Consider the following 25,117-nt stretch of genomic DNA (forward strand, 5'->3'; position numbering starts at 1 on the left):
ACGTGTTGCCCCAAACACGAACCCATGTGTCGCAACAGTCGCCTTGGCCGGTTCAGGTGTTCTTTTCGAGCAGCCGCTTGACCAGATCCTTGTCGATATTGCCCGTCGGCTTCAAGCCGTTGCTCTTCTGGAACGCCATGATGGCATCGCGGGTTTTCGTGCCCATCTTGCCGTCCGAGCCGCCGGCGTCATAGCCATTCTTGTTGAGGATCAGCTGAATGTTGCGGACGGCTTTTTCCATGTTGATCGAACCGGTGGTGGTCGGGCTCTCGCGCCATTCCTCCGGCACGCTCAAGGCATTGCTTTCCGGATTCATCTGTTTTGGCTTCCACAGCGCGGTGGCTTCGCGGGCCCGGGTCAGCTGATCGGAGGTCATGGCCTTTGCCACTTCGTCGCGCTTCTGGCCGGCATCCTTGTCACCGGCATTGGCGGCAAGCGCAAACCATTTGTAGCTTTCTTCCAGATCCTGCCGCATCCCCATGCCTTTGGCAGACAGGATGGCGAGGTTGAACTGGCTGTCCTTCACGCCGAGTTCGGCCGCCTTGGTAAACCACATGACCGCGGATTCATTGTCCGGCGCGCCATTCGCTCCGGCTGCGAACAGCACGGCCAGATTGTGCATCGCGCTGGCATTGCCCTGTTCGGCGGCCAGTTGGTAATAGGTCTTTGCCTTGGCAAGGTCGCGCGGAACGCCGAGACCCTTTTCGGCAAAATTCCCCAATCGGTATTGTGCAGGTGCGAAGCCCTTGTCGGCGGCAAGCGTGTACCATTCGGCGGCCTTGGCGTAATCACTCTGGACGCCCCGGCCTTCCATGTAGCGGTCGCCGATTTCAAACACAGCCTTGGTATTGCCGCTGGCCGCCGCTTCGCGCAGCGGTTCCGGGCCTGCTTCGACCGGGATGGCAGGAATCTGGCTCACGCTCGTATCGACCTTCGCCGATGCCGGGACATCCGTTCCGGAAGACTGGGCGGCAATCAGGCTGCCCACGGTTTCCTGGGTTGGTGCAGGCGCAGCGGTTTGCTCCTCGTTCGGGGTGCTTGCGGCGGCAGTTTGCGGCGCGGGGGCAGGAGCGGACGGTGCCGGTGCTGCAGGAGCTGCCGATGCGGCAACCTGCGCCTTGGGTTCGGCTGTCGGTATCATCGGCGCAGCGACGGAACCGGTATCGCCGTTCACCGCTGCGGGGCCGCTGAAGAAGGCGTTCTTGAGTTGCAGGCCGGCGATCGCAATCATGATGGCGCCGATGGCAAGGAGAATGGGCTTGCGTTGGCGGGCCAGCAGACTGCCCTTCTTGCCCTCCGCGCTATCCCTGCGGCTGGAACCGCGTGTCTGGCTTTCGACTTCCGCTGCCGCTGCCTGCGCGGCGCGGCGGGCTGCGGCAATGAAATCTGCCTTGCCAATGCCCGTATCGCCGCCAAGGTTCATCTCGCGGCGTTCGTCACGCACGCGCTTGAGGATGGAGTTGAGATCCGGCATGCCCGAGCCGGGTTCAAGCGGCCGGTTGAGAATTTCGGCGTCAAGATCGACCTTGTCGTCGATCTTTTCATCGCTGCCGATTGTCTCGATGGTTGGCTCCCGATGCGCCTGTTCCTGTTTGCTGCGGGATTTCATGCCACGGGTCAGGTTGCCCAGCAGGGATTTGCGCGCCCGAGCCGCCTGTTCCAGCTGGTCAGCGTCGTCTGCGGCCATTGTCATGTGCGCCGGAACATCATCCAGCTTGGAAAAAACCGGGGCTTCAAAAGCGGTCTCGGCGTCGCGGTATGGTGCCTCATAGGCATCGACCACGGTCTTGGTTTTGGCGGCCGCCGTGACATGCGATCCGGCGACAGCGCCATTCTCCAGGGAGCCAAGGCGGTCAACGATCTTCAAAAGCGTGTCATGAATGGCCTCGAAAGTCTTGGAATTGCGGTCTTCCGACTTGCGGGCAAGGCTTTCCAGCGTTTTCAGATCGTCGGCGAGCTCGCGGGCGATGACGCCGTCATGGGCGTTACTGAAATTGGCCGAATTGCGGATGGCTTCCGATGCCGCCTGGCGTGCAGCTTCCACGACGAAGTCGCGGTTCATGGCCATCGATTCCTCGATGGCGTCGAGACGCGGCGGGATGGCCGCAAATTCCGCATAACGATCGTTGGAATGCGAGAGATGCTCGGCAAGACCGGCAATCTGCAACTCGAGATTGCGGATGGCATCGTTCGAACCATCGACCTGCGGCACGTTCTGGGCGATATAGCGCGCCATATCGTCAAAGCGGGCTTCGAGATTGTCGGTCAGCCGGATGTCGCTGTGCTCGGCCATCATGTGATGGTCATCGAGGCGGCGGGTCAGCTCTTCGAAGCGCTGGTCGATCTGGTGCATGAATGCCGGATCGGCGGCCGGTGCCTGCTGGGGCGCTGTTTCCAGACGATGGATGATGTGCAGGACCCGGTCTTCCAGATCGCGGAAATCGGTAATGCTGATGGAGGCCGGTGTATTCTCCAGATGACGGGTGACGGACGACAGCTGTTCGGACAGCGCGTCAAGATTGATGGTTGGTGTTGCGCGCATCGCTCCCAGATGATCAACGCGCTCGGCCAGTTCGCCCATGCGCTGCAGGATCGTGTCCGAGGTGCGGTCATAGGCAACCGCTTCGACCTTGCTGCTCAGGGTTGCGATGCGTGCTTCAAGGCGCTCGAAGGCATCGGTGTCGATGTGATTTGCCTGGGCAGGGCGGGCCGTTGCCACGATGGCGCGGCTGATTTCATCGAGCCGCTCGTCCATCTGGCGCATGAAGTCGCCATTCACGCCTGATGTTCCCGTGCGCGACATCTGCTCCACGGCGCTTGCCAGTGTCTTGAGCTTGTCTTCGACCTTCTTCAGCGGAATCGATTGCGGCAATACATCCACCGCCTGGCGGATCTGGTCGAGCCGCCCGCCCAGCGGATGATCCTGACGGAAGGCGTCGAAGCGTTCGTCCATCGCATCCCAGCGATTGTTCAGGCTTTTGACCGATTCTTCGCGGGCGAGTGTTGTAACGGTGCGCTTCAATTCATCAAGATCGCCGCGCAGCATCGACAGATGACCATTGTCCGCGCGACCGGACCTGTCGTCCAGATTGCGGCTTGCAGTTGACTGGTGCAGGCGCTGCAAGGTTTCCGTGTGCGGTTCAGCATGATGCCGGGCCGGTGCACGGGCATCGTCGCGCATTTCTTCGCGCAACTGCTTGATGCGGGCAGCAATGGCCGAAAGATCGTGCTTGCCATTGTGGGGCTTGCTGGCAAAGGACGGCAGGTCGTCGGATGGCTTGTGTCTCGGCGCCGATGCCGCGCCGGCGCGGGAAGCCAGTGCGGCGAAGCGGTCGGCAATATCCGTCTGGTCCTGGTCGAAATCCGAATAATCCGGCTCCATCGTCTCGCGCAGCTGGCTTTCCAGCGCTTCGAGCGTGCGGTTGATACTGTCGAGCGATGTGGTCTCGCGGCGTGACCGGTTCACATTGACCTGTTCCAGTAGTGACCTTTGGTTCGTCATGGACGCCTGCTTTGCCGTGTTTACGCCAGTGATCCGGCGGGTTAATTCTGTTCCACGGGGCACGGCCGGAAGCGCTGGCGATGGTCGCCTGCCATTCTGGCTTTGTCTGGTCTCGGTCTTCCGAAGCTCAAGAATGCGTTCTGCACATTGCCAATCCGGAAAGCCGGGACCGTTTGCCCCATGCGGTCCGACAAGCCGTGAAAAACAAATCACTCATAGACACGGTTTACCGACACCGTGACATTGGCGAAACGTGGTAAACAACTGGTTAAGAGATGGGCCGGAAGCGTTAAAAATGTGATACGCTGGCATTGTAATTCATAGACGCGGCACCAGCCGAAATCGCTGGAATCCATCTCTCATCGCTATCGTCTCGTTGAACAGGGCATCCCATTCAGAAAGATCGATCCACAGGAGCAAAACTTCACAAAATTTTGACGTTTACGGAAACGTCAAAATTTGTTAAAGAGATGGAAAATCCGACGGCACCGAAGTCTCCGGGCCGTTTTGCTCGTTTATGTTTTGGAGGAAACTGATGCCGAGTTATCGCGCGCCCGTTGAAGACACGCTTTTCATTCTCAATGATGTCCTGGGCTATGAACGCTACAACAACCTGCCAGGTTTCGCCGATGCATCGCCCGATATCGTTGCGGCAATCCTGAGCGAAGGCGCCAAGCTGGCCGAAAACACGCTGTTTCCGATCAACCAGTCGGGTGATCATGAAGGCTGCGTGCGTCATGCGGACGGCACGGTCACCACGCCCAAAGGCTTCAAGGCCGCTTTCGATCAGTACCGCGAAGGCGGCTGGATGAGCCTGGCCATACCGGCGGAATTCGGCGGTCAAGGTCTTCCCTATGCGCTGCATGTTGCCGTTGGCGAATACATGTCCTCGGCCAATATGGCACTGGTGATGTATCCCGGCCTGACGCAGGGCGCGATTGCCGCGATTCTGACGCATGGCACTGACGACCAGAAGCAGACCTATCTGCCGAAAATGGTCGATGGCACCTGGACCGGCACCATGAACCTCACCGAGCCGCACTGCGGCACCGATCTCGGCCTGCTGCGCACCAAGGCCGCGCCCAATGGCGATGGCTCCTACAAGATTTCCGGCCAGAAGATTTTCATCTCCGCCGGTGAGCATGACATGTCGGAAAACATCATCCATCTGGTGCTTGCCCGTATCGAGGGTGCGCCGGAAGGCGTGAAAGGTATTTCCCTGTTCATCGTGCCGAAGTTCAATCTCGACGACAGCGGCAATGCCGGTACCCGCAATGGCGTGTCCTGCGGCTCGATTGAAGAGAAGATGGGCATCCACGCCAATTCGACCTGCGTGATGAACTATGACGAAGCCACAGGCTACCTCATCGGCGGCGAGAACAAGGGTCTGCGCGCCATGTTCACGATGATGAACGAGGCGCGTCTCGGCGTTGCCCTGCAGGGCCTGTCCATCGGGGAAATCGCTTACCAGAACGCGGTGGAATATGCGCGCGAGCGTCTCCAGGGCCGTGCGTTGACCGGGCCGAAGGCGCCGGACAAGAAAGCCGATCCGCTGATCGTGCATCCGGATATCCGCCGCATTCTGATGACGATCAAGTCGTTCAATGAAGCCGGCCGCGCCTTCATCCTGTGGTCCGCGCTCAAGTCGGATGTCGCGCATCGTTCCGATGACGAGGGTGACAAGCAGATTGCCGACGACATTCTCGGCCTGATGACCCCGGTTCTCAAGGGTGTCCTCACGGACAAGGGCTTTGAGCACGCGGTCATGGCACAGCAGGTCTATGGCGGTCACGGCTACATCGAAGAACACGGTATGAGCCAGTATGTGCGCGATGCGCGCATTGCCATGATCTATGAAGGTGCCAATGGCGTTCAGGCGCTCGATCTCGTCGGCCGCAAGCTTGGCGCCAATGGCGGCCGCGCCGTCATGGCGTTTTTCAAGGAGGTCGGTGATTTCTGCGAGGAGAACCGCGGCGATGAAAACCTCGCCTTCTTCACCAAGCATCTGAAGAAAGGTCTCAATGACCTGCAGGCCGCTTCGATGTGGCTGATGCAGAATGGTATGGCGAACCCGGACAATGCCGGGGCAGCATCGACCGATTACATGCATCTCTTCGGTCTGGTGTCGCTTGGCTACATGTGGGCGCAGATTGCCAAGGCATCCCATGCAAAACTGGCGGAAGGTGCCGAGAAGAAGGATTTCTACGAGACCAAGCTCGTCACCGGGAAATTCTTCATGGAACGCGTCATGCCGGAAACATCGGCGCATCTCGCCCGCATCCAGACCGGTGCGGACACGATGATGACGCTGACGGCGGAGGCATTCTGATTGATGCAAAAGGGAGCGGAGGCTCCCATATGCAGCGAAAGGTGATTTCTAGGGAGGTTAGAGATGTCTATTCGGCCGGAAGACGTGTTGGGCGTACCAAAACCCGACTGGAAGACTGACGATGTGGTGATGCTGCAGGATATGGCTTCGAAGTTTCTCGAAGCGGAGGTTCTGCCGCACTACGACCGTTTTGAAAAGCAGGAAATCTTTGACCGTTCCATCTGGGAGCTTGCCGGCGAGAACGGGCTTCTGTGCGCCTCCATGCCGGAAGAATATGGCGGTGCCGGCGGTACCTATGCCCATGAAAGCGCCATCCTGGAAGCCATCAGCCATGTTGGTGTCGATGGCTTCGGCATAGCCCTGCACAATTCAATCGTTGCTCCCTATATTCTGCATTATGGTTCGGAAGAGCAGAAGAAGAAGTGGCTGCCGAAGATGGCGACCGGCGAACTGATCGGCGCCATCGCCATGACGGAGCCGGGTGCCGGTTCCGACCTTCAGGGCGTGAAGACAAGCGCCAAGAAGGACGGCAATCAATACGTCATCAACGGATCGAAGACCTTCATCACCAATGGTCAGCTCGCCAATCTGGTTGTCGTCGTGACCAAGACGGACCCGTCGCAGGGCGCCAAGGGCACATCGCTCATTGTGGTCGAGACGGACGGACAGGAAGGATTCGAGCGCGGCCGCAACCTCGACAAGGTCGGGCTGAAATCGAACGATACCTCGGAATTGTTCTTCAACAATGTCCGCGTGCCCACAGCGAACCTGCTCGGAACCGAAGAAGGCCAGGGCTTTGTCCAGCTGATGCAGCAACTGCCGCAGGAGCGTCTGCAGATCGGCGGCACGGCGATTGCCATGGCCGAGCGCGCCATCGCGATTACCTCGGACTATGTCAAGGAACGCAAGGCCTTCGGCAAGGCGGTCATCGACTTCCAGAACACCCAGTTCAAACTGGCTGAGATGAAGACGGAAGCCACCATCGGCCGCGTCTTCTACAATCACTGCGTGGAACGCCACGTCAATGGCGGGCTCGATCCGGTCACTGCCTCCATGGCAAAATACTGGTTGAGCGACCTGCAGAACAAGATCGTTGACGAATGCCTGCAACTGCATGGCGGCTACGGTTATATGAACGAATACCCGATCGCACGTATGTTCCGCGATGCCCGCGTCCAGCGGATCTATGGCGGAACCAATGAAATCATGAAGCTTTTGATCGCCCGCAGCCTCTGAGGTGCGGTTCGAAAAGGGAGAATGAAATGGCCGAAGCATATATTTATGACCACGTCCGCACGCCGCGCGGCAAGGGCAAGAAGGATGGCAGCCTGCATGAAGTGCCTGCCGTCCGTCTCGGCGCCAAGGTGCTGGAAGCGCTGCGCGACCGCAATGGTCTCGACACGGGATTGGTTGATGACATCATTTATGGTTGCGTTGATCCCGTCGGTGAAGCCGGCGCTGTCATTCCGCGCTCGTCGGCATTTGAGGCCGGATATGATTTCAAGGCGCCCGGCATGCAGATTTCGCGCTTCTGTGCCTCTGGCCTCGACGCGGTGAATTTTGCCGCCGCCAAGATCGTGCAGGGTGCCGATGATATCGTCATCGCCGGCGGCGTGGAATCCATGTCGCGCGTTGGCATGGGCATGTCCGGCGGTGCCTGGTACATGGACCCGTCGGTGGGCCTTCCCGGCTATTTCATGCCGCAGGGTGTATCGGCCGATCTGATCGCCACCAAGTATGGCTTTACCCGCGATGACGTCGACGCCTATGCCGTTGAAAGCCAGAAGCGCGCCGGGGAAGCCTGGAAGAAGGGCTACTTCAAGAATTCCGTTCTCAGCATCAAGGACCAGAACGGCCTGACCATCCTTGACCATGATGAACACATGCGTCCGACAACGGACATGCAGGCGCTGGCGTCGCTCAATCCATCCTTCGTGATGCCGGGTGAAATGGGCGGCTTCAATGCCGTTGGCATCCAGGCGCACCCAGAAGTTGAAACCATCAATCACGTTCACCATGCTGGTAATTCATCCGGCATTGTTGACGGTGCCGCCGGTGTCCTGCTCGGCTCGAAAAGTGCCGGCAAGGCGCTTAGCACCAAGCCGCGCGCCCGCATCCGCGCCTTTGCCAATATCGGTTCCGATCCGGCCTTGATGCTGACCGGTCCGGTCGATGTGACGGAAAAGCTGCTGAAGCGCGCCAAGATGAAGATTTCGGATATCGACCTGTTCGAACTGAACGAAGCCTTTGCGGCTGTTGTGCTGCGCTACATGCAGGCCTTCAACATTCCGCGCGACAAGATCAACGTGAATGGTGGCGCCATCGCCATGGGCCATCCACTCGGGGCAACCGGTGCGATGATCCTCGGTACGGTGCTTGATGAGCTGGAACGCCGTGACCTGAATGTGGCTTTGGTCACACTGTGCATTGGTGCCGGCATGGGCACCGCAACGATTATCGAACGCGTCTGAGGGAGAGCAGAAGATGAGCTATACAAACTTCAAATTCGACGTCGACGCGGACGGCATTGCGCTAGTCACCTGGGATATGCCCGACAAGTCGATGAATGTCTTCACCGAAGAGGTGATGAAGGAACTCGACGCCATCGTCGACCGCGTTGCCAAGGACGAGGCGATCAAGGGTGCGGTCATCACATCCGGCAAGGATACCTTCTCCGGCGGCGCGGACCTGACCATGCTCAAGCGCATGTTCCAGCTGTTCCAGGAGGAAAAGGCCAAAGACCCCAAGAAAGCCGTCGAACTCCTGTTCGAAAACACCGGCAAGATGGGCGGCCTGTTCCGCAAGCTCGAAACATCGGGCAAGCCATGGGTTTCGGCCATCAACGGCACCTGCATGGGCGGCGCATTTGAAATGTCGCTGGCCTGCCATGGCCGCGTTGTCTCCGATGATCCATCGGTGAAGATGGCCCTGCCTGAGGTGAAGGTCGGCATTTTCCCGGGTGCCGGCGGCACACAGCGCGTTCCGCGCCTGACCAACCAGCAGGATGCCCTGCAGATGATGACGACGGGCTCCAGCCTGACTGCCGCGCGTGCCAAGGCCATGGGCCTCGTGCATGAAATCGCGCCGGCAAAGAAGCTCGTCGAAACCGCCAAGAAGATGATCAAGGCCGGTTTGAAGCCAGTCCAGCCATGGGATGAAAAGGGTTTCAAGCTCCCCGGTGGTGCGATCTATTCGGCAGCGGGTGCCAATCTCTGGCCGGCTGCGACAGCTATCCTGCGCCGCGAAACCTATGGCAATTATCCCGGTGCCGCAGCGATCCTGAAATCCGTCTATGAAGGCCTCCTCGTGCCCTTCGATACCGGTCTGAAGATTGAGCAGCGCTACTTCACCAACATCCTGCAGAGCACGGAAGCGGGTATGATGATCCGATCGCTGTTCGTTTCCCTGCAGGAACTGAACAAGGGTGCGCGCCGCCCGGCCGACGTCAAGCCGACCAAGTTCAAGAAGGTCGGTGTCATCGGTGCTGGTTTCATGGGAGCAGGTATTGCCTTTGTCACAGCCAAGGCAGGGATTCCCGTTGTGCTGATCGATCAGACGCAGGAAGCCGCCGACAAGGGCAAGGCGCATACGGCTGAGCTGATCACCAAGGATATCCAGCGTGGCAAGGCGACGGCAGAAGACAAGGAAAAGCTCCTTGGCCTGATCACCGCCACTACGCAATATGCCGAGCTTGACGGTGCCGACCTTGTGATCGAAGCCGTGTTCGAAGACCGCGATGTCAAGCGCAAGGCAACGGAGCAGGCGGAAGCCGTGCTGAAGCCTGCGGCCGTGTTTGCCTCCAATACCTCGACCCTGCCGATCACCGGCCTTGCCAAGGTATCAGTGCGTCCGAAGAATTTCATCGGCATCCATTTCTTCTCGCCCGTCGACAAGATGATGCTGGTCGAGGTTATCCTCGGCAAGAAGACGTCGGAAAAGGCGCTGGCTGTCGCGCTGGATTACGTGCGTGCGATCAAGAAGACGCCAATCGTCGTCAACGATACACGCGGTTTCTATGTCAATCGCTGCGTCCTGCGCTACATGTCGGAAGCCTACAACATGCTCGTTGAAGGCGTTCCGCCTGCAATGATCGAGAATGTCGCCCGCATGGCAGGCATGCCGGTCGGTCCTCTCGCGCTCAATGACGAGACGGCCATCGATCTGTCGCAGAAAATCCTCAAGGCGACGCTTGCCGATCTCGGGCCGAAGGCCGTCGATCCGCGGCATGTGGAACTGGTCAACACGCTTGTCGACAAGTACGACCGCCGTGGCCGCAAGAACGGCAAGGGCTTCTATGACTATCCGGCCAAGCCGGCCAAGAAGCATCTGTGGCCAGAGTTGAAGACACTCTATCCGCAGCAGGACGCCGACAAGATCGATGTGGACGTGCTCAAGCAGCGTTTCCTCTTCACCATCGCGCTGGAAGCGGCCCGGGTCATGGAAGAGGGGATTGTCACCGATCCGCGCGAAGCGGATGTCGGCTCGATCCTGGCGTTCGGCTTTGCACCTTATACGGGCGGAACGTTGTCCTATATCGACGGTATCGGCGCGGCGAAGTTCGTGGAAATCGCCAAGGGCCTGCAGCGCAAATACGGTGCCCAGTTCAAGGCGCCGAAGCTGTTGCTCGACATGGCCGAGAAGGGCGACACCTTCTATGAGCGCTTCAATCCCTATCCGGTTGAAGCCAAGAAGAAAAAGGCGGCCTGACTGGGATATGAGGGGATCACTCGCTGATCCCCTCATTGCAGTTGGTGCGTGGTTCGACAAGCTCACCATGAGGGGAGTGATTTGGCTGCAAGGCTAATCGCAAACGTTGCAGAATAGTGCTCCCTGCAATCCTCTCCCTCCCTCATGGTGAGCTTGTCGAACCACGCACAAGTCCTCTCGCAATATAAGAAAGTTTTCCGCGTTTTATCTCGACTTTTCCCCAATTCCCTCCTAAAACTTTAGTGAAGGTATTTTTTCCTTTATCTGGAAGAGTCCCATGTTCTCACATGACCGTATCTGGGCGGCCATCGATGCGCTGGCAGAACGTCATTCGCTGTCCGTTTCGGGGTTGGCGAAGCGCGCCGGGCTTGATCCCACGACCTTCAATAAATCCAAGCGCTATGCGGTCGACGGTCGTGCCCGCTGGCCCTCGACGGAGTCGCTGGCCAAGATCATGGAAGCGACAGGCGCTTCGCTCGATGAATTCATGACGCTGGTTGTCGGCGGCAAGGGTACAAGGGCCGGCATGGGTGCCATGCGGTCCGTGCCGCTTCTGGGGTTTGCCCAGGCGGGCGCCGGCGGCTTCTTCGACGATGGGGGATTCCCGGTCGGCCAGGGCTGGGATGTGGTTGAGTTTCCCGTTGGTTCCGGGGAAGCGGTCTATGCGCTGGAGGTTTCAGGGGATTCCATGCTGCCGCTTTATCGCGACGGCGATACGATCATTGTCGCTCCTGGCGCTCCGGTGCGCCGCGGCGACCGCGTCGTGGTCCGCACGAAGGAAGGTGAGGTCATGGCGAAGATTCTGACGCGCCAGACCCCGCGCACCATTGAACTGCAATCGATGAATCCGGAGCATGCCAACCGGACGTTCGATGCGGTTCATATCGACTGGATTGCCCGAATCCTGTGGGCCAGCCAATAACAGGGAGCCATTTCCCATGCGCCGGATACCGCTTTACGTTCTGACCATTCTGGTCGGACTCTGTCTGGCCTATGTCTTTATCTCCCCGTTCTATATCGGGCTGCCAGCAGCAGGTGTAAGCGGGCAGGACGTGACGATTGCCCCCGAAAATTTTCAGGTACCGGCTGATACAGGTGAGGCCGCACCGGACACACCGCCGCAACCGCCGCAATCTGCACCACCTCCGGCACAAACCGCCACTGCCGCACGGCAGGTCGATCCGGATGGATTTTCGATGACCGGCAAGGAATCCGGGCCGTTGCAGCGTATCGAACCACGCCAACCCTTGAGTGACATGGGGCATGCGACACCCCCTGCACCCCCTCCGCCTCCTGTGCCTGTCGATACGACGGCACGGCCCAAACTGCTTTACCGCCCGGTAGCGACGGCCGCGGGAACCGTGGATGTCTCAGGCTACAGGATCGCCATCGAGGGGATCAATGTCGTGCCGCCGGAAGAAACATGCGCTGTCGATGGCGGCACGTCATGGCCATGCGGCACGGCGGCGCGCACTGCCTTTCGCAACTGGCTGCGTTCGCGCGCCATAGAATGCAATGTGCCCGACCTTCCTCCGGAAGCGCTCGTTTCCACCCAGTGCAAGCTTGGTACGACCGATCTGGCCGCATGGCTTGTTGACAATGGCTGGGCGAGAGCCAGTGACGGATCGCCTCTGGCCGATAATATGAAGAAGGCTGAGGAGGCAAAACGCGGTATTTTCGGCAGCCCGCCGCCATCGCTTCCCGCCGCCAGCGACTTGCCATCTCCCGTTGCCGCTGGCGAGCTGCCGCTGCCATCGGCAGAACCACAGCCGGCACCGCTGGCTGTACCCGCTCCGGATGCGCCGTTCCCGCCAAAGCCGCAGTAGAAAGCCTTGAGGTGTCAGCCTTCGTGGCAGACGGCCTCGATATTGTGGTTGTCCGGATCACGCACGAAGGCGCCATAATAGTCCGGATGGTAATGGGGGCGCAGCCCTGGCTGGCCATTGTCGTTGCCGCCAGCTTCCAGTGCTGCCTTATGAAAGGCATCGACGAGTGCGCGCGTGTTGACGCGAAATGCAACATGCGCCGGTGGATTGTTCGCAATGCCGCTGGCGATCCAGAAATCGGGCTTGCCGCCTTCGCCAAAGCCGGCAACGTCGGCACTCCCGGTTACGGATGCCGGGAACTCGAGGATCAATTCATAGCCAATGGCCGCAAGGGCTTTCTGGTAGAACTTTTTGCTCTCGTCGAAATTGCTGACATTCACTCCGATATGGTCAATCATTCCGTCCTCCCTCGATTTGGCTCCAGATATGGAGCAACTATGCCAGTTGGCCCATCAACGCCTTTTTAATGAGGGCCCGCGTTTCGGCGATGCCGTAAAGCGCGACGAAGGAACCGAACCGCGGCCCGCGTTCCTGTCCGATCAGCACTTCATAGAGCATCTGGAAGAACGACACCGATACGCCGGGGCCGCCTTCCGGGCTTTTCTTCGTGTGATCCTGATAGCGTTCGATGCCACGGGCAACGTCCAGCATGGCGTTCTGGATGGCATTGCCATCCGCATTCGCCGGCAAGGTGGCAAGCTGCGCATCGATACCCTTCAACGCCGCAAGCTCAACGTCGTCCGCGGGGCGGAACTTCTTGGTCGGCTTGACGAAATCGTTGAAGTAACGGATCGCATAGGTGACGAGCTCGTTCAGCTTCGGATTGTTTTCCTGCGTCACGCCGGGCGCATAGCGGGAGATGAACCCCCAGAGAACATCGGCATTTTCGGCATTCGACGCGCTGACGAGGTTGAGCAGCATGGCAAAGGGCACCGGCATGTCGAGCACGGGCGGATTGCCGTAATGCTGATGCCAGACCGGATTGCCGAGGCGCTCCTTCCATTCCTGCCGCTGATAGGCGGACAGGAAGGTGAAATACTCGTCCACGGCCTTCGGGATCACGTCGAAATACAGCTTCTTCGCCGTCTTCGGCTTCTGGAACATGTAAAGTGCCAGACTTTCGGTCGGCGCGTAGGTCAACCAGTCATCGATGGTCAGGCCATTGCCCTTCGACTTGGAAATCTTCTGCCCCTTGTCATCGAGGAAGAGCTCGTAATTGAAGCCTTCGGGCGCCCTGCCGCCAATGGCGCGGCAGATCTTGGACGACAGGGTCACGGAGTCGATGAGATCCTTGCCGGCCATCTCGTAGTCAACGCCAAGGGCGGTCCAGCGCATGGCCCAGTCAGCCTTCCACTGGCACTTGACCTTGCCGCCGGTTACTTCCGTTTCGACGTGTTCGCCGGTATCGGGGTCTTCATAAGTGATGGTGCCCTTCTGCACATTGCGGGCGATCATCGGGACCTGCAGGACAACGCCGGTGCGCGGGCTGATCGGCAGAAACGGCGAATAGGTTGCCCGGCGTTCCTCACCCAGGGTTGGCAGGATGATGTTCATGACATCATCATAGGCCGCCAGCATCTTGAGCAATGTCTCGTCAAACCGGCCGGAAGCGTAATAGTCCGTTGCCGAGGCAAACTCGTAGTCGAAACCGAAACGGTCGAGAAACGCCCGCAGCCGCGCATTGTTGGCCGCACCGAACGATGGATACTCGTTGGAGAACGGGTCGGGAATGCGGCTGAGCGGCTTGCCCAGATGCGAAGCCATCATCTCCCGGTTCGGCACATTGTCCGGAACCTTGCGCAATCCGTCCATGTCGTCCGAGAAGCAAAGGATCTTTGTCTTGACACTGTCCTTCGTCAGGACACGAAAGGCGTGGCGGACCATCGACGTGCGCGCGACTTCGCCGAACGTGCCGATATGCGGCAGGCCGGACGGGCCGTATCCTGTCTCGAACAGGATCGAGTCGGGATAGCCGGACTTTTCATAGCGTTTGATGATCTTCTGCGCCTCTTCGAAGGGCCATGCTTTGGCCTCTGCTGCCGCCGCGATCAGCTCGGGGGTCAGTTCGATTTGGGTGTTTGGGCGCGAAGTCATTCTTGGTTTCCTGTTTTCCTGCCATGTGGTGAAGCGCGCGGACACTATGGCGGCAGCTTCGCCGCGTCAATTGCCACGGCGTCACACAAGGCTTTTGCATGCGGTTTCAATAAAAATCGACGGGGAAGTACCGTAGATAGAGTTCGGAGGTCGTGCCCTTTTCCTCCATGGATTTCAATGCAAAATTGAAGGCATCGACGAGATCGGTGTTCTTCGTGGTTGTGGCAATCATCATGCCGTCGCCCAGAAACTGTGGTGCGATATACGGGCCGCCGGAAAATGTGCAGCAATTCTGCGCTTCCGGGCTGCCGATCCAGAACGACAGGTCGGATCCGTCGCCAAAAACCGCATCGATTTTCTTGTCGCGCAAATCCTTCAGCATCAACGCGCGTGTGGGATAGCCGACCCATCTGTCCCTGGGGAAGTAATCGGTGAAAATCGCCTGATGCACCGACCCGTCCACGACGCCAACCACTTTCTTGTCGAGCTTATCCGCCAGAGGTTCCTCCAGCGTCGTTTCCTTCAGGGTGACGAAACGGGCAGGCAGCCGCATGTAGGGCGCGGTGAATGCAAACTTTTCACGCAATTGCGCCGTGGGCTTCAATCCGGCGATAATGGCCTCGGCTTCGCCGTTTTCCACGGTCTGCTGAAGTTCATTCCATGGACGCGCTTCGATCTGGCAAATCGCAGTCACATTCAATTCGCTGCAGATGGCCCGCACCAGGTCGATGTTGAAGCCGGATATCCGTCCGCTGGCATCGATGAAATTGAACGGAGGGTAATCCACAGTGGTCACAAACCGGATGCGTTCGACCGTCGAAAGATTGGGCTTGGCAACATGTTCCCGGCCATCCCAATAGTGCGGGAAATCCGATGCTGCACTGATTTGAGACAATCCTGCCCCAAGGAAAACTGCCGTGCAAAAAGCGATTGTGCGGATATGCATTCGATTTGAGAAGCCCATGTGATTTGCCCGAAGAGTAGCATGGGTGATCCTGACATGACAGGTTTGATGGCCGTCCTGCACCGCCTCATGGAGTGATGGGCTGCAATAGATGCCGTTCTTCGACTTATGAAGAATTGCCATTGGTATAAAGAGGCCTGACAATATTATTCTTCGCTTATAACGCTATAAATTGTTCCGAATTTTATTTTCAATTTTGAATTGTGAGTTGAGTTCATGCTGTTGGCGTTCCCTCTACAGAAAACACGCGCCTTGACGGTCGATAATATTCAAAGATCAGGCTCTCGGTAGAGGGAAGATGCTGCATCGAGACATCGAAGTGGCTCTGGCCGCGCGTCTCTACCGCGCCGGATTGGCGAAAATCCTGATCGTACGGGCCTTCAGGGATTCCATTGCCGGCAACACGTCCTTTATTGACGAACTCTATGCCAGCGTTCGCGGCAAAGATGCGCTGATCGGCCAATGTATCGCCGACATAACGGGACTGGCTTTTGAAGCGGCACCGCAAACAACCGGTATTTTTCTGCGATCGAGCCCGGATATCACCATTCTGCCGCACGCACGCATTGCGACGACGCTCAATCACGACAGCAATGCATTGACCTATATTGCGCCGACAATCGCCGACATTGCTGTTGTCAAAGGCTATCTGTCGAGCCGCAAAGAGCTGGCTGGCCGCTTGAGCGTGACCACGCCCTCAGGGGTGCGCGCGCTTCTCAGGGCCGGGCATCAGCATCTGCTTGCCGATAGAGCCGCAAGAATGATCGAAGACTCCCGCTGCGAATACTCGGCCAAAACTGTCCTGACAGGTCAGCAGGGCATCCTGATCGGCATATTGGCAAGCTGTCTGCTGCTGGACGCTTTTGAGAAGCAGCAGCTGAGCTGGAAGGGTGCGCATGTCATCTTCTCGCTGTTCTTTCTTGCCTGTGTCCTGCTGCGGTTGGTGGCATGCAAAAATGCGCGCGGCGACAATCCGTTACCCCTGCTGGCGATAAATCCTGCAGAGCTTCCGATCTACACGGTTATGATCGCACTGTATCAGGAAGCAGACATTGTTCCGCAGCTCGTCAGAGCCATGCTGGCGTTGAACTGGCCGCGATCAAAGCTTCAGGTTCTCTTCCTCTGCGAAGGGGATGACGCAGCGACACTCGCCGCATTGAGGCGCCAGGGTCTGCCTCAGTCCTTCGATATCATTTCCGTATCCGGATATGGCCCGCGGACGAAGCCAAAGGCGCTCAATTACGGGCTCTTGCTGTCGAGGGGAGCGTTTGTCGTGGTTTACGATGCAGAGGATCGCCCCCACCCAGACCAGCTGCTGGAAGCCTTTCAACGGTTCCAGCGCGCCGATGAAAAGCTCGGCTGCCTCCAGGCTCCGTTGAAGGTCGCCAATGCCCATGAAAGTCTTGTGGCACGTTTGTTCGCCTTCGAATATGCGGCGCACTTCCAGAGCTTCCTGCCGTGGCTTGCGCATCGCGGGCTGGTCTTGCCCCTCGGCGGCAGCTCCAATCATTTTCGTTCCGATTGCCTGACCGCCATCGGAGGCTGGGATCCGCACAACGTCACGGAGGACGCGGAGCTCGGAACCCGTTTGGCGCGCCTGGGGTATCGGACGGATATGATCGAACGCGCGACGATCGAAGATGCGCCGACTGAAATCGGCATCTGGTTTCGCCAGCGAACGCGCTGGTTCAAGGGCTGGATGCAGACGTGGCTTGTGCAGATGCGCCAGCCATTTACCCTGCTCGTCCAGTTGGGCATTCTGCGCTTCGTCGTCTATCACCTTCTGGCGGTGGGGATGATCGTTTCATCCCTGCTTTATCCCGTCACGCTGCTGTTTATGCTCTCGGTCACCTTGTGCTGGCTTTCCGGAAGCGATGTCTTTGCCCGGCATCGGGATATTCTCTGCATCGATCTCATCAATATCGTGATGGGGTATCTCTCGTTCCACCGGCTGGGGCAGCGCGCGCTGGCGGGCAAGGGGATGCCCGGCAGGATCCTGCCATGGATACCGCTCTACTGGTTGCTCATGTCCCTTGCGGCATGGCGCGCTTTGGGGCAGTTGAACACGCGGCCTTTCCTATGGGAGAAAACGCCGCATCGGCCCGCACAATCTACTCAAGAAACCCCGGACCGGACCCAATGATCAGAGCGTCTTCATTGCCGATCACCCCGACATCCCGGCCCTTGTAGGGCAAGCTCAGCAAAACCCGGCGGATAACGGCGATGCGTGCACGGCGCTTATCATTGGAGCGCACGACGGTCCATGGCGCATGGGCCGTATGGGTCCGGGCCATCATTTCGTTCCGGGCGTCGGTGTAGTCATCCCACTTTTCGGCACCGGCAATATCCATCGGCGAGAACTTCCAGTTCTTCAACGGGCTGTGGCGTCGATCGTGAAAACGTTTCAGCTGCATGATCTGGCCGATATTGAGCCAGAATTTGAAGAAGAAGATACCATCGGCAACGATCATGCGTTCGAAGCCGGGTGTTTCCTCGAGGAACGATTCATGCTGTTCCGGCGTACAGAAACCCATGACGGGTTCAACACCAGCGCGATTGTACCAGGAGCGGTCAAACGTGACGAATTCGCCCTTTGTCGGAAAATGCGAGACGTAGCGCTGATAGTACCATTGGCCGCCTTCGGTTTCCGTGGGCTTGGGCAGGGCAACGTTGCGCGCATTGCGGGGATTCATGTACTGGCGCAAGGTAAAGATCGTTCCGCCCTTGCCGGCGGCATCGCGCCCTTCGAAGACGGTTATCACGCGGCCGCCGGTTTCCTGCAGCCAGCTCTGCATTTTGACCAGTTCAATCTGCAGCTGCTCAAGTGTTTTTTCGTATTCGGCCCTGTTCATTTTATCCGTGTAGGGAAAGTCACCGGACGCAAGGGCGCCGTCGTCAATCCAGTCCGGCAGTTTGGCATCGTCGATATCGAAACTCCGCTTCTTCCCGTCGATCCTGAGTTTAAGCGTTGTCTTACCGACATGCGGCTGGTCGGATTTCTCTTTCGAATTTTTGGCCAAGACAGTCTCCCTCAATTGACATGAAGCCATGTTATTGGGACAGCGTTGTGGCGTCCAGTGTCGATGACAAGCATGGCAGGGCAGGGAGTTGAACGCATGAGCATATTCGGTTCAGGGCAGGAAAGCCGCGGTTTGCGGCAAAGGGCGATGCAGCGGATCATTCGCGCGCGCTATATTCTTGGTGCCGCTGCCTTTCTCACCGCGCTCGTTCTGAATTCCGGTGCGTCCTGGTGGCTGAGCTTTGCCATTCTGATGCTCCTGCTTCTGGGCGTGGTCGCCTTGTCGGCAAGCATTCCGCGCAGCGACGACACCAACCGTGCGCAGCCGGTCAGCGATCCGGCGGTCTTCCGCCTGTCCGGTCAGCAGCTTGCGGCGCAATTGCCCGATCCGCTGATCATCTTTGATCACGAAGGGACAATTCTTTACGTCAATCCGGCGGCCAACGGCGCTTTCGGGCCTCTGGCGCGCGGCGGTACGCTGCTCCTGCATTTCCGCGCACCGGAGATGCAGACGCTGGTCCAGTCGGTCATGTCGGATGCGCAGGCCGGGTCGATTGATTATTCCGAACGCGTTCCGGTTGAACGCTGGTATCGCGCCACAGTGCTGCGTCTGGATCAGGGCGGTTCCGACCGCCAGTATCTCCTGTCATTCCGCGATCTGACCGAGGCGCATCGTCTGGAGCGCATGCGCTCGGACTTCATCGCCAATGCCAGCCATGAATTGCGCACGCCACTGGCTTCACTCAGCGGTTTCATTGAAACGCTGCGCGGTCCGGCGCGCAACGACGCCGTTGCCCGCGACAATTTTCTGGAGATCATGCAGAAACAGGCTGAGCGCATGGCACGGCTCATCGATGATCTTCTGTCCCTGTCGCGCATCGAAATGAAGGCCCATATCGCGGTGAAGGACCAGGTGGACCTGACTATCGTTCTCAATCATGTGGTGGACACTCTTCGCCCGCTCGCCACGAACCTCGACATTGAAATCGAGCGCCACATTGATCCCGGACCGGTCATGGTCCTCGGCGATCGGGATGAACTGACGCAGGTTTTCCAGAATCTTCTGGAGAACGCCTGCAAATACGGCCAGTCCGGCAAGAAGGTGGTTGTCGAGCTCAAAAACAATGGCGAGGGGATCAAAGCCACTATTCAGGATTTTGGCCCTGGCATACCGGAAGAACATATACCGCGGCTGACCGAGCGCTTTTATCGCGTCAATATCGAGACGAGCCGGGCCCAGAAAGGCACTGGCCTCGGTCTGGCAATCGTCAAGCACATCCTGACGCGGCACCGGGCCCGGCTTGTCGTTCGCTCCCGCGTTGGCGAAGGCTCATCGTTCACGGTTGCCTTCGGCCCGCAGAAAGCCAAGGCTTGACGCCAACAAAAAAGGCGCCTGACGGCGCCTTTCCCTATCTATGTGCCTTGCCGATTACCGGGCGCGGCGGCGATCGGACGCCGGCTGATAGGCCAGGCGGGCATGATAGGTGCAGTACGGACCGCCTTCGCCGACATCATTTCCGCAGAAGTGAAAATCAGGCTGCAACGGATCGCCCATCGGCCACTTGCAGGTGCGCTCACTGAGCTGCACCAGCTCAAGGCGCCGCGAGATCGGCACCACCACATCCGTCGAGGGCTTCATCACGGTCTGCGTAACCGTGTCGACAAAATATTCCTGCTGCAGCGCTGTTGCGCCAATGCTCTTGGTCACAACGCGGCTCGTCATCTGCGCCGACGTGCTGACGCTGCTGCGATGTCCGGCTGAAGCGGTCGTGTTGACTTTCTTGCTGCGTGTCTGGGTCGATGTGGTCTTGCCGCGGCCTGACAGTTTCAGGCGGTGCACCTTGCCGATGACCGCATTGCGGCTGACGCCACCCAGCTGTGCTGCGATCTGGCTTGCGCTCAGACCTTCGGCCCAAAGCTTCTTCAGCTGTTCTACGCGCTCATCTGTCCAGTTCATCTTCCTTGGCTCCGTATTGTGCGGACTCTAGGCTGAATCCTTCCCTCACATCTGGATTGCTCCAGATTGCAGATACTATATCTATCCAGGTGACGAGGTCCGCCGCACGAAATCTAGCTATTCCGTTTCTCAAGCTACAATATGCGATGACTCTGTGACAAGAGTCGGGCGTGGGAAGCGGCTTGCTTTTTTGGGTTTTCCCCAACTTGCACGTGAAAACGCGGCATAAATGACATTTCTCGCAAATCCCGTCGCTTTTCGTATGGTTGCTTGGCTACAGATTTGAAAACCTTATGGAAAGGCCGCTTCGCGCGGACGCACTGTCGCGGCTATGTTTTTGAAGTGTTCATTTGACAATTGCGGATTGAATGATGATATTACCAGCGTCAGGCCGCCCTTGTGGGCGGCTTTTTGATTTCATCGCTGCCGGTTTCTTCTTAGCAAACAGCAGATCAAAACAGGGTATTGGAGGCCCGAAACGACATGACGGACGCAAACGCGCAACCGCTATACGACACTTTTGCTCGTGCGGATCTGCGCTTTGAGCGAGGAGACGGTGTTTGGCTGACGACTGAGAGCGGCGAACGCTATCTGGATTTCGCTGCCGGCATTGCCGTCAATTCGCTGGGTTACTCGCATCCGCATCTCGTCGAAACCCTGAAGACCCAGGCTGACAAGCTCTGGCATCTGTCCAATATTTATGAAATTCCGGGGCAAAGGCGTCTTGGTCAGCGTCTCGTGGACAACACGTTTGCCGACAAGGTGTTTTTCACCAATTCCGGGGCGGAAGCGCTGGAATGCGCGATCAAGACCGCCCGGCGCTATCACTATGTCAACGGTCACCCGGAACGGTTTCATATCATCACGTTCGAAGGCGCGTTCCATGGTCGGACGCTGGCAACGATCGCTGCCGGCGGCCAGGAAAAGTATCTCGAAGGCTTCGGCCCCAAAGTCTCCGGCTTTGACCAGGTGCCCTTTGGTGACGAGAAGGCATTGAAGGCGGCCATTGGTCCCCAGACCGCTGCCATCCTGATTGAACCGATCCAGGGCGAGGGCGGTGTGCGTCCCGTGCCGGATGAGGATTTGCGCCGTCTGCGCAAGATTTGCGACGAGAACGGCCTGCTGCTGATCCTTGATGAAGTGCAGTCCGGTGTCGGACGCACGGGCAAGTTCTTTGCATATGAGTGGTCGGGTATCACGCCCGATATCATGGCTGTTGCCAAGGGCATCGGCGGCGGTTTCCCGCTCGGCGCCTGTCTCGCAACGGCCGAGGCAGCCAAGGGCATGACAGCCGGCGTGCATGGCACGACCTATGGCGGCAATCCGCTCGCCATGGCCGTCGGCAATGCCGTGCTCGATGTCATTCTCGCTGACGGCTTTTTCGAGCACGTGCAGCAGGTCGCCCTCTTCATGAAGCAGGGCCTTGCCTCGATCTCCGATCGCTATCCCGAGGTCATTGCGGAAGTACGCGGCCGCGGCCTATTGATGGGCATCAAGAGTGTTGTTCCCAATACAGCGCTCGTTCAGGCCCTGCGTGATGAACACCTGCTCACCGTTGGTGCCGGCGACAACGTCATTCGGTTGCTGCCGCCTTTGGTCGTGACCGAAGAAGAGGCCCGTGAGGCCCTTTCCCGGATTGAAGCCGCTGCCGAACGTCTGTCGGTCACGGCCCGGCAGAAGAGTGCGTAGGGAACTGTCATGACAATCAAGCAGGACCTCCGTCACTTCACGGATATCTCGGCGCTTTCTTCCGGTGTGTTGCGTTCCATTCTTGATGATGCGCGCGCGCGCAAGAACCGCCTCAAGGCAGGCAATATCGAAAAGCCCTTTGCAGGCAAGGTGCTTGCGATGATTTTCGACAAGCCTTCGACGCGGACCCGCGTGTCCTTCGATGTCGGCATGCGCCAGCTGGGCGGCGAAACCATCATGCTCACCGGTTCCGAAATGCAACTCGGCCGCAGCGAGACCATTGCGGATACGGCAAAGGTGCTTTCGCGCTACGTCGATATCATCATGATGCGCACGACGACCCATGACCGGCTGATCGAAATGGCTGAGAATGCCACGGTTCCCGTCATCAATGCCCTGACGGACGACACGCATCCTTGTCAGATCATGGCCGATATCATGACGTTCGAAGAGCATCGCGGTCCGGTCAAGGGTAAGACGTTTGCCTGGACAGGCGATGGCAACAATGTGCTGCATTCGCTCGTCGAAGCGGCTGCGCGCTTTGATTTCAACCTGAACATTGCCACGCCGGAAGGCAGCGAGCCCGAGAGCAAATATCTCGCCTGGGCCAAGAGCGCCGGCGGCAATGTCAAGCTGACGTCCGATCCTATCGCGGCTGTCGAGGGCGTTGACTGCATCGTCACCGATACGTGGGTTTCAATGGGGCAGGAAGGCCGTGCGCGCGGCCACAATGTGTTCATGCCCTATCAGGTCAATGATGCCCTGATAAAGCACGCGCATCCCGATGCCCTGTTCATGCACTGCCTGCCTGCCCATCGCGGTGAAGAAGTAACGGATTCCGTTATTGACGGGCCGCACTCGGTCGTTTTCGATGAAGCCGAAAACCGGTTGCATGCGCAAAAAGCCATTCTAGCCTGGTGTCTCGAAGGAGGTCGCCCGCGTGTCTGATATGCCTGACATCACCAAGCGCTCCGACGAATACGTCTTCGCCGGGGATGATGCGGTTGTGCCGTTCCAAGTCGAGACACTCGATGCACGCGGCCGTGCGGTGCAATTGGGTGCGACGCTGGACGATATTCTCAGCCGACACGACTACCCGGAGCCGGTTGCAAAGCTCTTGGCCGAAGCGATTGTCCTGACCGTGCTCTTGGGAACGTCACTGAAATTCGACGGCAAGTTCATTTTCCAGTCACAGTCCGCCGGGCCTGTCGACATGCTGGTGGTTGATTTCCGCACGCCGAATTCGGTGCGCGCTTATGCCCGCTATGACGAAGACCGGCTGGCCGAGGCGATCGCCGCACACCGGCTTTCGCCGGAGCAGTTGATGGGGACGGGAACGCTGGCGCTGACGGTTGATCAGGGCGAGTACACCCAGCGGTACCAGGGTATCGTTGCACTCGACGGTTCCAACCTGGAGGAAATAGCCAAGACCTATTTCCGCCAGTCGGAGCAGATTCCGACCGATATCCGCCTGTCCGTCGCCAAGCTCATAGAGCGCGGCGAGGATGGCAAACCCGTCGAGCAATGGCGCGCCGGAGGGCTGATCGTGCAGTTCCTGCCGGAATCCGAGCTGCGCATCCGCCAGCGTGATCTGCCTGCGGGCGATGCGCCGGATACCGATGAGGATGAGGACGATATTGAAGAGGACGATGATTGGGCTGAAGTGAAGGCTCTGGTTGCGACCATCGAGAGTTCGGAACTGACCGATCCGCAGGTGGGTGCCGAACGGCTGTTGTACCGCCTGTTCCATGAACGCGGCGTCCGCGTATTCGACGCCGTGCCGGTGAACGACGATTGTTCCTGCTCGCGTGACAAAATTGCAGGCGTCCTCTCCGGATTTACCGCCGAAGAGATCACGGACAGCATCGAAGATGGCAAGATCAGCGTGACCTGCGAGTTCTGCTCGACCCATTACGAGTTTGACCCCGCGGAATTCCTGCCAAAGAACTGATCATCCGCCAAAGAACTGATCATCCGAACGAGGATTGCCCCTGTGGACGTACGTGACAGCAACGGAAATGAGCTTCAGAACGGCGATTCCGTCACCTTGATCAAGGATCTCAAGGTCAGGGGAACGTCCGAGACGATCAAGCGGGGCACGCTCGTCAAGAATATCCGCCTGAACGGCCGCGAGGGTGAAGTCGAGTGCAACACCAAACAGGTCAAAGGCCTGGTTCTGAAAACGGAATTCGTCAAGAAGGCGTAGTGCGGCGTCACAACCGCCGCAGGTGAATTGCTATTTCAGCAGCCCATTGGCGATCCGCCAGGATACCAGCGCCTCGTGGGCAGCGGTGACGGCAACCAGGACAATCAGGAACGCACCGATGATCAGCCATAACGGCCACGGCTTCGCCGAACGTTTGGCGAAGAGGCCGACGACAAGGCCCGGCACAAGCGCTAGCGCCAGAAGTTCGGGCATACCGGCCTTGCCGGCCTGAATGCTTGGCAGGGTATAGCCCATAAAAAGTGCGCCGACACCAATGGCAAAGGTGACAACGGAGCAGGCAAGCGCCTTCAGGTACGGCATTTCAGTTTGGCTGGTCATCAGGGCGTGTACTCATGCATGTGATCAAAATGGCGCTTGCAACGATTGCGCTCTGTAAAGGCAACAGTCCGGTCGAGAATTAATTCAATGTCCGCAATTGATCCGGCAAATCAAGCGAAAAAGCCGGTATCTCGATGTCGAACAAGTTTCCGGTTTCGCTTTCCATGGAATAACGGCCAACCATCACACCGGATGTCGTTGTCAGCGGGCAGCCTGAGGAATACTGGAACGAGTCTCCGGGATTGAGCACCGGCTGTTCACCGATGACACCAGGGCCGCGAATCTCTTCGATCTGGCCGTTCCCATCGGTGATTTTCCAATAGCGCGCCCGAAGCCGGACGGTGCCGTCGGATTCATTGGCGATCGTAATCCGGTATCCCCAGACATATCTGTTTTCTTCCGGATTGGACTGCTCCTCCAGATAGAATGGTTCTACGATTACTTCAATATTCTGAGTGACTGCGCGATACATGATAAACCTTGTC

Annotated in this window: 20 protein-coding genes; 12 read left to right on the forward strand and 8 right to left on the reverse strand. The window is 58.4% G+C overall.

All coding sequences use genetic code 11. The features are described 5' to 3' along the window. Positions 1 to 52 precede the first annotated feature (52 nt). Complete coding sequence (locus tag ACP7B1_RS05715; RefSeq protein ID WP_346305622.1) at positions 53 to 3,502, reverse strand: SEL1-like repeat protein; 3,450 nt, start codon at positions 3,500 to 3,502, stop codon at positions 53 to 55. Positions 3,503 to 4,037: 535 nt separating this feature from the next. On the opposite strand from ACP7B1_RS05715, the gene ACP7B1_RS05720 reads away from it, so the two are divergent. The 6 genes from ACP7B1_RS05720 to ACP7B1_RS05745 all read left to right on the forward strand — a co-directional run bounded on the left by ACP7B1_RS05720 (position 4,038) and on the right by ACP7B1_RS05745 (position 12,364). Further along, entirely contained in the window at positions 4,038 to 5,831 is a 1,794-nt protein-coding gene (locus tag ACP7B1_RS05720; protein WP_346305623.1) for an acyl-CoA dehydrogenase C-terminal domain-containing protein, read from the forward strand. Between the two features lie 63 nt (positions 5,832 to 5,894). Beyond that, positions 5,895 to 7,067: an acyl-CoA dehydrogenase family protein gene (locus ACP7B1_RS05725; protein WP_223611901.1), complete on the forward strand. Its 1,173-nt coding sequence runs from the start codon at positions 5,895 to 5,897 to the stop codon at positions 7,065 to 7,067. A gap of 26 nt (positions 7,068 to 7,093) precedes the next feature. Then, positions 7,094 to 8,302 (forward strand): acetyl-CoA C-acetyltransferase, encoded by a 1,209-nt coding sequence (locus tag ACP7B1_RS05730; protein ID WP_346305624.1) that lies wholly within the window; start codon positions 7,094 to 7,096, stop codon positions 8,300 to 8,302. Positions 8,303 to 8,315: 13 nt separating this feature from the next. Next, positions 8,316 to 10,538 carry a 3-hydroxyacyl-CoA dehydrogenase NAD-binding domain-containing protein gene (locus ACP7B1_RS05735; RefSeq protein ID WP_346305625.1) on the forward strand — a complete coding sequence of 741 codons (2,223 nt, stop codon included), beginning with the start codon at positions 8,316 to 8,318 and terminating at the stop codon, positions 10,536 to 10,538. A 277-nt stretch (positions 10,539 to 10,815) separates the two neighbouring features. Beyond that, positions 10,816 to 11,460, forward strand: coding sequence for a helix-turn-helix transcriptional regulator (locus tag ACP7B1_RS05740; RefSeq protein WP_346306006.1), 645 nt, complete (start codon positions 10,816 to 10,818; stop codon positions 11,458 to 11,460). A 16-nt stretch (positions 11,461 to 11,476) separates the two neighbouring features. Then, complete coding sequence (locus ACP7B1_RS05745; RefSeq protein WP_346306005.1) at positions 11,477 to 12,364, forward strand: thermonuclease family protein; 888 nt, start codon at positions 11,477 to 11,479, stop codon at positions 12,362 to 12,364. Positions 12,365 to 12,378: 14 nt separating this feature from the next. On the opposite strand, the gene ACP7B1_RS05750 is transcribed toward ACP7B1_RS05745, so the two are convergent. The 3 genes from ACP7B1_RS05750 to ACP7B1_RS05760 form a co-directional block, all read right to left on the reverse strand. Further along, on the reverse strand, positions 12,379 to 12,762 hold the full coding sequence (locus tag ACP7B1_RS05750; RefSeq protein WP_223611893.1) for a VOC family protein: 384 nt from the start codon (positions 12,760 to 12,762) through the stop codon (positions 12,379 to 12,381). A gap of 37 nt (positions 12,763 to 12,799) precedes the next feature. Further along, positions 12,800 to 14,458: a lysine--tRNA ligase gene (locus ACP7B1_RS05755; RefSeq protein ID WP_346306004.1), complete on the reverse strand. Its 1,659-nt coding sequence runs from the start codon at positions 14,456 to 14,458 to the stop codon at positions 12,800 to 12,802. A gap of 106 nt (positions 14,459 to 14,564) precedes the next feature. Next, positions 14,565 to 15,353 carry a transporter substrate-binding domain-containing protein gene (locus tag ACP7B1_RS05760; RefSeq protein WP_346306007.1) on the reverse strand — a complete coding sequence of 263 codons (789 nt, stop codon included), beginning with the start codon at positions 15,351 to 15,353 and terminating at the stop codon, positions 14,565 to 14,567. Between the two features lie 367 nt (positions 15,354 to 15,720). Here ACP7B1_RS05760 and ACP7B1_RS05765 point away from each other — a divergent pair, with 367 nt between their 5' ends. Further along, complete coding sequence (locus ACP7B1_RS05765) at positions 15,721 to 17,565, forward strand: glycosyltransferase (protein WP_346307643.1); 1,845 nt, start codon at positions 15,721 to 15,723, stop codon at positions 17,563 to 17,565. Here ACP7B1_RS05765 and ppk2 read toward each other — a convergent pair. Beyond that, positions 17,534 to 18,376, reverse strand: coding sequence for a polyphosphate kinase 2 (gene ppk2, locus ACP7B1_RS05770; protein WP_426136797.1), 843 nt, complete (start codon positions 18,374 to 18,376; stop codon positions 17,534 to 17,536). The genes ACP7B1_RS05765 and ppk2 overlap by 32 nt on opposite strands. A gap of 162 nt (positions 18,377 to 18,538) precedes the next feature. On the opposite strand from ppk2, the gene phoR reads away from it, so the two are divergent. Further along, positions 18,539 to 19,816, forward strand: a complete 1,278-nt coding sequence (gene phoR, locus ACP7B1_RS05775; protein ID WP_346307645.1) for a phosphate regulon sensor histidine kinase PhoR — start codon at positions 18,539 to 18,541, stop codon at positions 19,814 to 19,816. A gap of 54 nt (positions 19,817 to 19,870) precedes the next feature. On the opposite strand, the gene ACP7B1_RS05780 is transcribed toward phoR, so the two are convergent. Beyond that, the gene (locus tag ACP7B1_RS05780) at positions 19,871 to 20,398 is read right to left on the reverse strand and encodes a GcrA family cell cycle regulator (protein WP_346307646.1); all 528 of its coding nucleotides are present in this window, start codon (positions 20,396 to 20,398) and stop codon (positions 19,871 to 19,873) included. A gap of 483 nt (positions 20,399 to 20,881) precedes the next feature. Here ACP7B1_RS05780 and ACP7B1_RS05785 point away from each other — a divergent pair, with 483 nt between their 5' ends. The 4 genes from ACP7B1_RS05785 to ACP7B1_RS05800 are packed head-to-tail and all read left to right on the forward strand — an operon-like array spanning position 20,882 to position 24,293. Then, entirely contained in the window at positions 20,882 to 22,087 is a 1,206-nt protein-coding gene (locus ACP7B1_RS05785; RefSeq protein WP_223611883.1) for an aspartate aminotransferase family protein, read from the forward strand. Between the two features lie 9 nt (positions 22,088 to 22,096). Beyond that, positions 22,097 to 23,035 (forward strand): ornithine carbamoyltransferase, encoded by a 939-nt coding sequence (gene argF, locus ACP7B1_RS05790; RefSeq protein WP_346307647.1) that lies wholly within the window; start codon positions 22,097 to 22,099, stop codon positions 23,033 to 23,035. A 1-nt stretch (position 23,036) separates the two neighbouring features. Then, positions 23,037 to 24,038, forward strand: coding sequence for an Hsp33 family molecular chaperone (locus ACP7B1_RS05795; protein WP_346307649.1), 1,002 nt, complete (start codon positions 23,037 to 23,039; stop codon positions 24,036 to 24,038). A 42-nt stretch (positions 24,039 to 24,080) separates the two neighbouring features. Next, positions 24,081 to 24,293, forward strand: a complete 213-nt coding sequence (locus tag ACP7B1_RS05800; RefSeq protein WP_426136699.1) for an alkylphosphonate utilization protein — start codon at positions 24,081 to 24,083, stop codon at positions 24,291 to 24,293. A gap of 30 nt (positions 24,294 to 24,323) precedes the next feature. On the opposite strand, the gene ACP7B1_RS05805 is transcribed toward ACP7B1_RS05800, so the two are convergent. Continuing rightward, positions 24,324 to 24,632 (reverse strand): hypothetical protein, encoded by a 309-nt coding sequence (locus ACP7B1_RS05805; RefSeq protein WP_403169871.1) that lies wholly within the window; start codon positions 24,630 to 24,632, stop codon positions 24,324 to 24,326. A 79-nt stretch (positions 24,633 to 24,711) separates the two neighbouring features. Beyond that, entirely contained in the window at positions 24,712 to 25,104 is a 393-nt protein-coding gene (gene apaG, locus ACP7B1_RS05810; protein WP_105736766.1) for a Co2+/Mg2+ efflux protein ApaG, read from the reverse strand. Positions 25,105 to 25,117 lie beyond the last annotated feature (13 nt).

This window comes from Phyllobacterium sp. SL163 (genome assembly GCF_049896885.1).
GTDB classification, from domain to species: domain Bacteria; phylum Pseudomonadota; class Alphaproteobacteria; order Rhizobiales; family Rhizobiaceae; genus Phyllobacterium; species Phyllobacterium calauticae.